An 11,473-nucleotide genomic window follows, 5' to 3' on the forward strand; every position below is an offset into this window, starting at 1 on the left:
GACTGACACTCTGCATTCGCGAGCAAGCCCGCTCCCACATAGGATCTGCGCCGTTAAAGAGTTGTGTTTCACATTCGTCCAGCGCCCATTACACGCCTCCCGGAGTTTTCCCATGACGGCCCATGCCGACCTTTCGCCGACCCTTCAACTCGCTATCGACCTGATCCGTCGACCCTCGGTGACGCCGATCGATGCCGACTGCCAGAAGCTGATGATGCAGCGCCTGGGCGATGCCGGATTTGCGCTTGAGCCGATGCGCATCGAAGACGTGGACAATTTCTGGGCCACTCATGGCAAACATGAAGGTCCGGTACTGTGCTTCGCCGGCCACACCGACGTGGTGCCGACCGGCCCGGTGCAGGCTTGGCAGAACGATCCGTTCGACGCGCTGATCGACGAAAACGGCATGCTGTGCGGCCGTGGCGCGGCGGACATGAAAGGCAGCCTGGCGGCAATGCTGGTGGCGTCGGAGCGTTTTGTCGCCGACTACCCGGACCACAAGGGTTCGGTGGCCTTCCTGATCACCAGCGACGAAGAAGGCCCGGCACACCACGGCACCAAGGCCGTGATCGAGCGCCTGGCGGCACGTAAGGAGCGTCTGGACTGGTGCATCGTCGGCGAGCCGTCGAGCACCACCCTGGTGGGCGATGTGGTCAAGAACGGCCGCCGTGGCTCCCTCGGCGCGACCCTGACCGTGCGCGGCGTACAGGGCCATGTTGCCTACCCGCACTTGGCGAAGAACCCGATCCATCTGGCAGCTCCGGCCCTGGCCGAATTGGCGGCCGAGCATTGGGATGACGGCAACGCTTTCTTCCCACCGACCAGCTTCCAGATCTCCAACCTCAATTCCGGCACCGGTGCGACCAACGTGATCCCCGGTGACCTGACGGCGGTGTTCAACTTCCGTTTCTCCACCGAGTCGACTGTCGAAGGCTTGCAGCAGCGCGTGGCGGCCATCCTCGACAAGCACGACCTGGACTGGCACGTGGAATGGGCCTTGTCGGGCCTGCCGTTCCTGACCGAACCGGGTGCGCTGCTGGACGCGGTCTCCGCCAGCATCAAGGCGATCACCGGGCGTGAAACCAAGGCGTCCACCAGCGGTGGCACATCGGACGGTCGCTTCATTGCGACGCTCGGGACCCAGGTCGTCGAGCTGGGCCCGGTCAACGCGACGATTCATCAGGTCAACGAACGCATTCTGGCCAGCGACCTCGATGTGCTGACCGAAATCTACTACCAGACCCTGATCAAGTTGCTCGCCTGATGCTCGCCTGCCCCCTTTGCAACGCGCCACTCAACGCGGTGGACAATGGCGTAGCGTGCCCAGCCGGGCACCGTTTCGACCGCGCGCGCCAGGGTTACCTGAACTTGTTGCCGGTGCAGCATAAGAACAGCCGCGACCCGGGCGACAACCTGGCGATGGTGCAAGCGCGCCGCGACTTCCTCAACGCCGGGCACTATGCCCCGGTGGCCAGGCGCCTGGCGGAACTGGCCGCTGAGCGTGCTCCGGCGCGCTGGGTGGATATCGGTTGTGGCGAGGGTTACTACACCGCGCAAATCGCCGAAGCCCTGCCCCAGGCCGACGGCTATGCGCTGGATATCTCCAAGGAAGCAGTCAAGCGTGCGTGCAAACGCAACCCGGCGCTGACTTGGTTGATCGCCAGCATGGCCCGCGTGCCACTGGCCGACGGCAGCTGCCAGTTCCTCGCCAGTGTGTTCAGCCCGTTGGACTGGCAGGAAGCCAAGCGCCTGCTCAGCCCAGGCGGCGGTCTAATGAAGGTCGGTCCGACCAGCGGCCACTTGATGGAACTGCGCGAGCGCCTGTACGACGAAGTGCGCGAGTACACCGACGACAAACATCTGGCCCTGGTGCCGGACGGCATGAGCCTGGCGCACAGCGAAACGCTTGAGTTCACCCTGAGCCTGACCGAGCCCCAGGACCGTGCCAACCTGCTGGCCATGACGCCCCACGGCTGGCGTGCCAGCGCCGAGCGCCGCGCGCAAGTGATCGAGGCGGCCGAGCCGCTGGTGGTCACTGTGTCGATGCGCTACGACTATTTCGTGCTTCAATAACTGACTGTCCAGAACCGCGAATGGATTTTCGAATCCCGCAACTGAGGAACATCCATGCGCCAACCTGATATCGAGATTTACCTGAAGGACGCCGACGTCGACCACAAGGCCATCGCCGCCTGGCTGGGCGCCGCGTTGGGCCCGTGCAGCGACTGGGTCCAGAAGGGCCAGACCTACAAGTGCAAGGCCGGCAACGTACCCGTGACCTGGCTGCCCAAGGCCGTGGGCAAATGGAACAGCCTGTACCTGGAAAGCGACCAGACGCCGTGGGATGACGACATTGCCTGCGCCCGCGCAGCCTTTGCCGCGCTGAACGTGGAAGTGCGTTGTGCGCCGGGCACCTGGGTCGAGGAAGAAGGTGAAGAAAGCGCCGACACCTGGATTCGCATCAGCGCAGACGGTGAAGAACAGATCACTTGGAAGACCGCCTGATCCCTGAATTGTGAACCCGATCAACTGTGGGAGCGGGCTTGCTCGCGAAAGCTGTGTGTCAGTCACCGCAGATGCTGACTGATCCATCGCCTTCGCGAGCAAGCCCGCTCCCACATGGGTTCAGCGGCGTCGCATGAATCTAACTCAAAGACCGACCACATCCTCGGCCTGCAACCCTTTCTCGCCGCTCACCACGGCGTATTCCACCTGCTGGCCTTCAGCCAGGGAGCGGTGGCCTTCACCGCGAATGGCGCGGTAGTGCACAAACACATCCTTGCCGTCTTCGCGTTGAATGAACCCGTAACCCTTTGCATCGTTGAACCACTTCACATTGCCGGTTTCGCGCGTTGCCATCTGTTTTGCTCCCACATGCTTTTATTGTTGAGTCAGTCGCATTGAACTGCCGAGTATATGACAGGCTCAAAAAGCTTCAACTCAAGTTTATTTAGCCGCTTTTTTGCCGATTTTCGGCGAATACGGCACACTACCCGCCCGAGCGCCTGCTCGGTTTTTTCCACTTGAAGCAGCACGCCTATGACCCGCTCCCCGTTCCGCCGTCTGGTGTTTGGCACCTTGCGCCGACTGTTGTACCTCTGGGTTCGCTCGGAGACGATCAACCAGTCGTCCCTAACCCTTAACCTCGACCGCAGCCGGCCGGTGTTCTACGTCCTGCAATCGCCTTCCCTCACCGAATTGGCCGTGGTCGATACCGAGTGCACCAAGGCCGGCCTGCCGCGCCCGGTGCTGCCTGTCTCCGTAGGCCCGCTGATCGAACCCGCCGCGTTCTTCTACCTCACGCCGGAGCCCGATTGGCTTGGCCGCCAGGACAAACGCGGTGCGCCACCGACCTTGACCCGGCTGGTCAACACCCTGAGCGAGCACGCCGAAGAGAATGCACAAATCATTCCGGTCAGCGTGTTCTGGGGCCAATCGCCCGAGAGCGAGTCTAGCCCCTGGAAGCTGCTGTTTGCCGATAGCTGGGCGGTCACCGGGCGTCTGCGCCGCTTGTTGAGCATCCTGATCCTCGGTCGCAAGACCCGTGTGCAATTCTCCGCGCCAATCAACTTGCGTGAATTGATCGAGCACAATAAAGGCCACGAACGCACCGTGCGCATGGCCCAACGCATCCTGCGTGTGCACTTTCGTAACCTGAAGACCGCCGTGATCGGTCCCGACCTGTCCCACCGGCGTAACCTGGTGAAAGGTTTGGTCAACATGCCACTGGTACGCCAGGCCATCGCCGACGAAGCCGAGCGGGAAAAGATCACCCCGGAAAAAGCCAAGGCCCAGGCCCTGCGCTATGGCAACGAAATCGCCTCGGACTACACCTACACCGCGATCCGCTTCCTGGAAGTGGTGCTCAGTTGGTTCTGGAACAAGATCTACGACGGCATCAAGGTCAATAACATCGAGGGTGTGCAAAAGGTTGCCCAGGGTTACGAGGTGATCTACGTCCCTTGCCACCGCAGTCATATCGACTACCTGCTGCTGTCGTACCTGTTGTTCAAGAACGGCCTGACGCCGCCGCACATCGCCGCCGGGATCAACCTGAACATGCCGGTGATCGGCAGCCTGCTACGCCGTGGCGGTGCGTTTTTCATGCGCCGCACCTTCAAGGGCAACCCGCTGTACACCTCGGTGTTCAACGAATACCTGCACACCTTGTTCACCAAAGGCTTCCCGGTGGAGTACTTCGTCGAAGGCGGACGCTCACGCACCGGGCGTATGCTGCAACCGAAGACCGGAATGCTGGCAATCACCCTGCGCAGCTTCCTGCGCTCCTCGCGCATGCCGATCGTGTTCGTGCCGGTGTATATCGGTTATGAGCGCGTCCTCGAAGGCCGTACTTACCTTGGCGAACTGCGCGGCGCGAGCAAGAAGAAAGAGTCGATCTTCGATATTTTCAAAGTGGTCGGCGCACTCAAGCAGCGCTTTGGCCAGGTCGCGGTCAACTTTGGCGAACCGATCAAGCTGGCCGAGTTCCTCGACAGTGAGCAACCGGACTGGCGCGCCCAGGAGTTGGGCCCGAACTACAAACCGGCGTGGCTCAACGCGACCACCAACCGCCTTGGCGAACAAGTGGCCCGCCACTTGAACGAAGCCGCCGCCGTGAATCCGGTGAACCTGGTCGCCCTGGCGCTGCTGTCCACCACGCGGCTGGCCCTGGACGAACAGGCCATGGCACGCCAACTGGACCTGTACCTGGCGTTGCTGCGCCGCGTGCCCTACTCGCCCCACACCACGTTGCCCGAGGGCGATGGCCTGGCGCTGATCAAGCACGTCAAGGACATGAACCTGTTGTCGGAACAAAGTGACGCCTTGGGCAAGATTGTTTATCTGGACGAGCAGAACGCTGTCCTGATGACTTACTACCGTAACAACGTGCTGCACATCTTCGCCCTGCCGGCGTTGCTCGCTAGCTTCTTCCAGAGCAGCTCGCGGATGAGCCGCGAGCAAATCCTGCGCTACACCCGCGCCCTCTACCCGTACCTGCAATCGGAGCTGTTCATCCGTTGGCCACTGGAGGAGCTGGACGCGGTGGTCGACCAATGGCTGCAAGCGTTTGTGGAACAAGGCCTGCTGCGCTTCGAAAACGACGTCTACCTGCGTCCGGCCCCGAGTTCACGGCACTTTGTACTGCTGACGCTGCTGTCCAAGAGCATCGCCCAGACCCTGCAGCGCTTCTACATGGCCATCTCGCTGCTGCTCAACAGCGGCCAAAACAGCATCAGCGCCGAAGAGCTCGAAGACCTGTGCACGATCATGGCCCAGCGCCTGTCGATCCTGCATGGCCTGAACGCCCCGGAATTTTTCGACAAGAGCCTTTTCCGACATTTCATCCAGACGCTGCTAGAGCAAGATGTGCTGCGCCGCGATGAAGCCGGCAAGTTGAGTTACCACGACCTGCTCGGCGAATTGGCCGAAGGCGCGGCGAAACGCGTGCTGCCCGCCGAGATTCGCCTGTCGATCCGCCAAGTGGCCCTGCATCGGGTTGACGGCGCAGCCGAGACATCCGTCGACGCTCCGGAAACCCGCTAGATTGAATCAGGCGCCGGGCGGTTTCCGGCGCCGTTGAAAAGGAGCTGTACCATGAAAAAAATCATTCTCCTGGGCCTGACCGCCCTGCTCGGAGCCTGCCAATCCATGACCCCAGCCCCAAAGGCCAGCCTCGACGGCGAAGTGTTCTACCTGCAACGCATCGCCCTGCCGCCCACCGCCACCTTGAGTGTCAGCCTGCAAGATGTGTCCTTGATGGACGCCCCGGCCGTGACCCTTGCCGAACAGAAAGGCCCAGTCAAAGGCCAAGTGCCGCTGCCCTTCCACCTGAGCTATGACCCTGCCCAAGTCAAACCGGGCCACAGCTACTCGGTGAGCGCGCGCATCGAGCTGGATGGCAAGCTGCTGTTTATCACCACTGAACGGCACTCAGTACAGCTCAGTGGCCAGGATCAACAACCGTTGCGCCTGCGTGTAGACGCTGTCACTCACTGATTAACCCATTCAAGGAAGTCGCCCATGCTCCGTCACTCTCTTCGCCTCACTGCCCTGTGCGCCGGCCTGTTGCTCGGTGCCAACGCCATGGCCCTGGACCTTGGCAGCCTGTCCCAAGGTGACGCCAGCGGCGGCCTCAAGGACGCACTGACCCAAGGCGCCCAGATCGCCGTGAAACAACTGGGCGTGCCTGGTGGTTTCAGCAACAACCCGGAAGTGAAGATCGGCCTGCCCGGCAAGCTGGGCAAAGTCGCCGACAAGCTGAAAATGTTCGGTATGGGCGACCAGGTCACGCAACTGGAAACCAGCATGAACAAGGCGGCGGAAACCGCCGTGACCCAGGCGCAGCCCATCCTGGTCAACGCGGTTAAAAACATGAGCGTGACCGACGCCAAAGGCATCCTCACCGGCGGCCAGGATTCGGCGACTCAATACCTGAACAAAAGCAGCCGTGACCAGATCCGTGCCAAGTTCTTGCCGATCGTCAAGGCTGCCACCGACAAGGTCGGCGTGGCCCAGCAGTACAACGCCCTGGCCGGCAAGGCCGCAGCCTTTGGCGCGCTCGATGCGAAAAGCGCCAATGTTGAAAACTACGTGACCGAACAAGCGTTGGATGGCCTGTTCAAGATGATCGCGCAGCAGGAAGAAACCATTCGCAAGAACCCGGCAGCTGCCGCGACCAGCCTGGCGAAGAAAGTCTTCGGCGCACTGTAAACCTTGCCATGAGTCCGGGCAGACGGGGGAGGATCACCTGCCCGGGCTCAAGCCGTTCTCCTGTGGTTAGAAAAATTTTCCTAAACCAAAACCACCGAAAGCGATCATGCCCATAGGCATGACACCGAAGCCTATCGTGACGCTCTTGTTGGGTTTGCAGGCGTCCTTGCAAGGGCCTTTAGGCTTAGATGCGCACGGGGGTTTAGGCTTGGCAGGCGCGCAGGGGTTGCTACTCCACGAAGGTTTGCAGGAGCCCACACTGATATCTATTTTCATAAACACTCCTTGAATCATCAGATTTGAGCGTCCGCCAATAGGTGTGAAAACCTACCGGCGAACGACCTGTCAATCAGGTAATCAATGAGTGGCCCCTCGCCCAGGAAGCGTTCCCGGCTCCGTATTGCCTTTGTGAAAATCCCTACGACAACTTTTTACACGGCCCGTGGCTTGACCCGGAACCATGCCGCGTACAACGCCGGCAAAAACAACAGCGTCAACGCCGTCGCCACAATCAAGCCGCCCATGATCGCCACGGCCATGGGTCCGAAGAACACACTGCGTGACAGCGGAATCATGGCCAGCACCGCCGCCAGCGCCGTTAGCACAATCGGCCGGAAACGTCGCACGGTGGCTTCGATAATCGCCTGCCACGGTGCCAAGCCGGCCTTGATGTCCTGCTCGATCTGGTCCACCAGAATCACCGAGTTGCGCATGATCATCCCCGACAGGGCGATAGTGCCCAACATCGCCACGAAGCCGAACGGCTGGCGGAACACCAACAGGAACAACGTCACGCCGATCAAGCCCAATGGCGCCGTCAGAAACACCATGGCGGTGCGTGAGAAACTGCGCAGTTGCAGCATCAGCAAGGTCAGCACCACCACGATGAACAGCGGCACACCAGCCTTCACCGAGTTCTGGCCACGGGCTGAGTCTTCTACGGTGCCGCCCACTTCGAGCAGGTAGCCATCCGGCAGTTCGGCGCGTACGCCTTCGAGGGTCGGCTGGATTTGCTGGACCAGCGTCGCCGGTTGTTCCTTGCCGTAGATATCGGCGCGGATGGTCACGGTCGGCAAGCGATTACGGTGCCAGATGATGCCTTCTTCGAAGCCGTATTCGAGGGTGGCGATCTGCGACAGCGCCACGCTTTTGCCGTTGTCGGTGGGCACGGCCAGGCTTGGCAGCAACGACAATTCAGTGCGCTCATGCACAGTGCCGCGCAAGAGGATTTCGATCAACTCGTTGTCCTCGCGGTACTGGCTGACGGTGGAGCCGGTCAGTGAACTCTGCAGGAACTTCGACAGGTTAGCGGTGCTCACGCCGAGGGCGCGAGCACGGTCCTGGTCGATATTGAGGTAGACGATCTTGCTCGGTTCTTCCCAGTCCAGGTGCACATTGACCACGTGGGTGTTTTCGCGAACCTTGGTCGCCACTTTCCGCGCCAGCGCACGCACCTCATCGATGTGCTCGCCGGTCACACGGAACTGTACCGGATAGCCCACGGGCGGGCCGTTTTCCAAGCGCGTGACCCGGGAACGCAGGTCGGGGAACTGTTCGTTGAGGGTTTCGATCAACCAGGTGCGCAGGCTCTCGCGCTCTCCGATGGTTTTGGCCAGCACCACAAACTGCGCAAAGCTGGCGGCCGGCAGTTGCTGGTCCAAAGGCAGGTAGAAACGCGGCGAGCCGGTCCCCACATAGGCCACATAGTTGTCGATACCCGCATGGTCCTTGAGCAAGGCTTCCAGGCGTTTGACCTGGTCGGCGGTATTACTCAAGGAGGCGCCTTCGGCCAGTTTCAGGTCGACCATCAACTCCAGGCGACCCGAGGCAGGAAAGAACTGCTGCGGCACAAAGCGGAACAGCGCGACCGAACCGATAAACAGCAGCAGGGTCAGGACGATCACGGTTTTGCGTCGACGCACACACCATTCGACCAAACGTCTTACACGCTGGTAGAAGGGTGTGCCGTAGGGATCCGGACCATCGGCGCCATGTTTGGCTGCGTGAATCTTGGCCAAGTCCGGCAGGAGCTTTTCCCCCAGGTACGGCACAAACACCACGGCGGCCACCCATGAGGCCAGCAGTGCGATGGTCACCACCTGGAAAATCGAGCGGGTGTATTCGCCGGTGCTCGATTGCGCAGTCGCAATCGGCAGGAAGCCCGCTGCGGTGATCAACGTACCGGTCAGCATGGGGAACGCGGTGCTGGTCCAGGCGAAGCTCGCCGCTTTAAGCCGGTCGTAGCCTTGCTCCATCTTGATCGCCATCATTTCCACGGCGATGATCGCGTCGTCCACCAGCAAGCCCAAGGCCAGCACCAAGGCTCCCAGGGAGATCTTGTGCAGTCCGATGCCGAGGTAATACATGGTGGCAAAAGTCATCGCCAGCACCAGCGGAATCGCCAGGGCCACCACCATGCCGGTACGCACACCCAGGGAGAAAAAACTCACCAACAATACGATGGCCAATGCCTCGGCCAGCACTTGGACGAATTCGCCGACGCTGGTTTTCACCGCTGCCGGTTGGTCCGACACCTTGCGCAGTTCCATACCCGCTGGAAGGTTCTTCTGTAGGCGAGCGAATTCACCTTCGAGGGCTTTGCCCAGTACCAGAATGTCGCCGCCGTCACGCATGGCCACGGCCAGGCCGATGGCGTCTGCCCCCATATAACGCATGCGCGGAGCAGGTGGGTCGTTGAAGCCACGGTGGATCTCGGCCACGTCGCCGATGCGGAAGGTGCGATCACCGACACGAATCGGGAAGTTGCGAATCTCCTCCACGCTCTTGAAGTTGCCCGAGACTCGCAGTTGTACCCGCTCGGTCGGGGTTTCAAAGAAGCCCGCGGTGGAGACCGCATTCTGCTCCTGCAGGGCTTGCTGCACCGCCGCCAATGGCAAGCCGAGGGTGGCGAGCTTAAGGTTGGACAACTCGATCCAGATCTTCTCGTCCTGTAGGCCAAGTAGCTCGACCTTGCCCACATCCGGCACACGCTGCAGTTGAATCTGGATGCGGTCGGCGTAGTCCTTGAGCACGGCATAGTCAAAACCGTCGCCGGTCAGGGCGTAGATGTTGCCAAAGGTGGTGCCGAACTCATCGTTGAAAAATGGCCCTTGGATATCCGGTGGCAGGGTCTGGCGAATGTCGCTGATCTTCTTGCGTACCTGATACCAGAGGTCTGGAATCTGTGCCGAGTGCATCGCGTCACGGGCCATAAAGGTGACCTGGGACTCGCCGGGACGGGAGAACGAAACAATGCGCTCGTAGTCGCCGGTCTCCATCAGTTTTTTCTCGATGCGCTCAGTCACCTGGCGCGAGACTTCCTGGGCCGTAGCGCCGGGCCAGTTGGTCTTGATCACCATCGCCTTGAAGGTGAACGGCGGGTCTTCGCTTTGCCCAAGCTTCGTGTAAGACAAAGTGCCGACCACTGCCAGCAGGATCATCAGGAACAGTACGATCTGGCGATTACGCAACGCCCATTCGGAAAGATTGAAACCCATCGGGGACTACTCCTTGGCCGCCAGATTCACAACTCGGTTGGAGCGATCCACCGGGCGCACTTGCTGGCCCTCATGGAGGACATGCACGCCTGCCGCAATCACCCAATCGGTAGGGGCCAAGCCCTCCAATACCGGTACGGTTTTCTCGCCGAAGGCACCGATACGCACGGGGGTGCGCTTCAGGGTGTTATCGGGCTGCACACGCCAGACGTAGGACGCGCCGTTTTCTGCACTCAGAGCCGACAACGGCACCGATAGCGGAATCACACCCTCGGCCTGTATGAAAACCCGGGCACTTTGGCCCAGCTCAGCCGGGACTTTGCCACCCGTGAACGCCACGCGAGCGGCGAAGGTGCGCGACTTGGGGTCGGCGGCGGGAGACAGTTCACGAATGCGTCCGGTAAAGCGTTGGTCCGGCTGGCTCCACAACTCCACCGACACCGGCTGGCCGATCTTGAACCGGCCGAAGCCTTGTTCGGGCAGGCTGATCAACACTTCCCGCTCGCCGTCGGTGGCCAGGGTGAACACGGTCTGGCCAGCGGACACCACTTGACCGACCTCCACCGAACGCTTGGCGACCACACCGTCCTGTGGCGCGCGTAGTACGGCATAACCGGCCTGGTTGCTGGACACGTCGAATTCAGCCTTGATTTGCTTGAGGCGCGCTTCACCTGCTCGGTAGAGGTTTTCGGAATTGTCGTACTGAGAGCGGCTAACCATCTGACGGTCCATCAGGGTCTTGTAGCGATCACGCTCGGTACGCACCAGGCTCAGGTTGGCCTCGGCGGCGGCCACTTGGGCACGGGTCGCTTCCAGTTGCAGGCGCACGTCCTGGGGGTCGAGTTCGGCCAATGGCTGGTTGGCCTTGACCCGCTCACCCTCCTCCACCAGCCGCTTGCTGACCTTGCCACCGATGCGAAACGCCAGGTCCGGCTCATAGCGTGCACGCACTTCACCAGGATAACTGTCCGTTCCCTGCGTCGAAGGTTGTGGCTGCACTACCATGGCCGGGCGGATGGTGGTTTGAGCCGCTTCTTCATGACCGCAAGCGGCCAAGAGGAAAACCAAGCTGGCAGGCAACGCAAGGGGCAGGAAAGTGCTGCGCATGCTGAAGGACCTTTCGCAAATAGAGCTAGGAATAATTATACTGGCCAGTATGTTATTAATACCAAACTCACCAGTCCAGTATTAAAGGTGAAAATGTCCGACAATCCAGTAAACACCAATAGCCCCGGGCGTCCCAAGGACATGGCAAAACGCCAGGC

The 11,473-nt window shown here is 60.9% G+C and carries 9 protein-coding genes and 1 pseudogene; 7 read left to right on the top strand and 3 right to left on the bottom strand.

The features are described 5' to 3' along the window. Positions 1–112 precede the first annotated feature (112 nt). The 3 genes from dapE to ACRESD_RS19640 are packed head-to-tail and all read left to right on the top strand — an operon-like array spanning position 113 to position 2,505. The gene (gene dapE / locus ACRESD_RS19630; RefSeq protein WP_431752418.1) at positions 113–1,264 is read left to right on the top strand and encodes a succinyl-diaminopimelate desuccinylase; all 1,152 of its coding nucleotides are present in this window, start codon (positions 113–115) and stop codon (positions 1,262–1,264) included. Continuing rightward, on the top strand, positions 1,264–2,073 hold the full coding sequence (locus tag ACRESD_RS19635; protein ID WP_431752419.1) for a putative RNA methyltransferase: 810 nt from the start codon (positions 1,264–1,266) through the stop codon (positions 2,071–2,073). The genes dapE and ACRESD_RS19635 overlap by 1 nt, the downstream gene beginning before the upstream one ends. Before the next feature lie 54 nt (positions 2,074–2,127). Continuing rightward, positions 2,128–2,505, top strand: coding sequence for a hypothetical protein (locus ACRESD_RS19640; protein ID WP_016974390.1), 378 nt, complete (start codon positions 2,128–2,130; stop codon positions 2,503–2,505). Positions 2,506–2,649: 144 nt separating this feature from the next. On the opposite strand, the gene ACRESD_RS19645 is transcribed toward ACRESD_RS19640, so the two are convergent. Then, positions 2,650–2,859 carry a cold-shock protein gene (locus ACRESD_RS19645; RefSeq protein ID WP_024073812.1) on the bottom strand — a complete coding sequence of 70 codons (210 nt, stop codon included), beginning with the start codon at positions 2,857–2,859 and terminating at the stop codon, positions 2,650–2,652. 180 nt (positions 2,860–3,039) lie between these two features. Between ACRESD_RS19645 and plsB the strand changes: the two genes are divergently transcribed. Genes plsB through ACRESD_RS19660 form a run of 3 tightly spaced genes read left to right on the top strand, consistent with a single transcriptional unit; the run spans position 3,040 to position 6,711 of the window. Further along, positions 3,040–5,544, top strand: a complete 2,505-nt coding sequence (gene plsB / locus ACRESD_RS19650) for a glycerol-3-phosphate 1-O-acyltransferase PlsB (protein ID WP_431752420.1) — start codon at positions 3,040–3,042, stop codon at positions 5,542–5,544. 51 nt (positions 5,545–5,595) lie between these two features. Then, positions 5,596–5,997, top strand: coding sequence for a YbaY family lipoprotein (locus ACRESD_RS19655; RefSeq protein ID WP_431752421.1), 402 nt, complete (start codon positions 5,596–5,598; stop codon positions 5,995–5,997). A 24-nt stretch (positions 5,998–6,021) separates the two neighbouring features. Further along, positions 6,022–6,711: a DUF4197 domain-containing protein gene (locus ACRESD_RS19660; protein ID WP_431752422.1), complete on the top strand. Its 690-nt coding sequence runs from the start codon at positions 6,022–6,024 to the stop codon at positions 6,709–6,711. 431 nt (positions 6,712–7,142) lie between these two features. On the opposite strand, the gene ACRESD_RS19665 is transcribed toward ACRESD_RS19660, so the two are convergent. Both ACRESD_RS19665 and ACRESD_RS19670 read right to left on the bottom strand, forming a co-directional pair. Beyond that, complete coding sequence (locus ACRESD_RS19665; RefSeq protein ID WP_431752423.1) at positions 7,143–10,208, bottom strand: efflux RND transporter permease subunit; 3,066 nt, start codon at positions 10,206–10,208, stop codon at positions 7,143–7,145. 6 nt (positions 10,209–10,214) lie between these two features. After that, positions 10,215–11,315 (bottom strand): efflux RND transporter periplasmic adaptor subunit, encoded by a 1,101-nt coding sequence (locus ACRESD_RS19670; RefSeq protein WP_431752424.1) that lies wholly within the window; start codon positions 11,313–11,315, stop codon positions 10,215–10,217. Here ACRESD_RS19670 and ACRESD_RS19675 point away from each other — a divergent pair. After that, positions 11,232–11,473, top strand: a pseudogene (locus ACRESD_RS19675) (hypothetical protein); the annotation flags it as partial. The gene ACRESD_RS19670 and the pseudogene ACRESD_RS19675 overlap by 84 nt on opposite strands.

Source organism: Pseudomonas sp. (genome assembly GCF_050739995.1).
In the GTDB taxonomy this organism is placed as follows: domain Bacteria; phylum Pseudomonadota; class Gammaproteobacteria; order Pseudomonadales; family Pseudomonadaceae; genus Aquipseudomonas.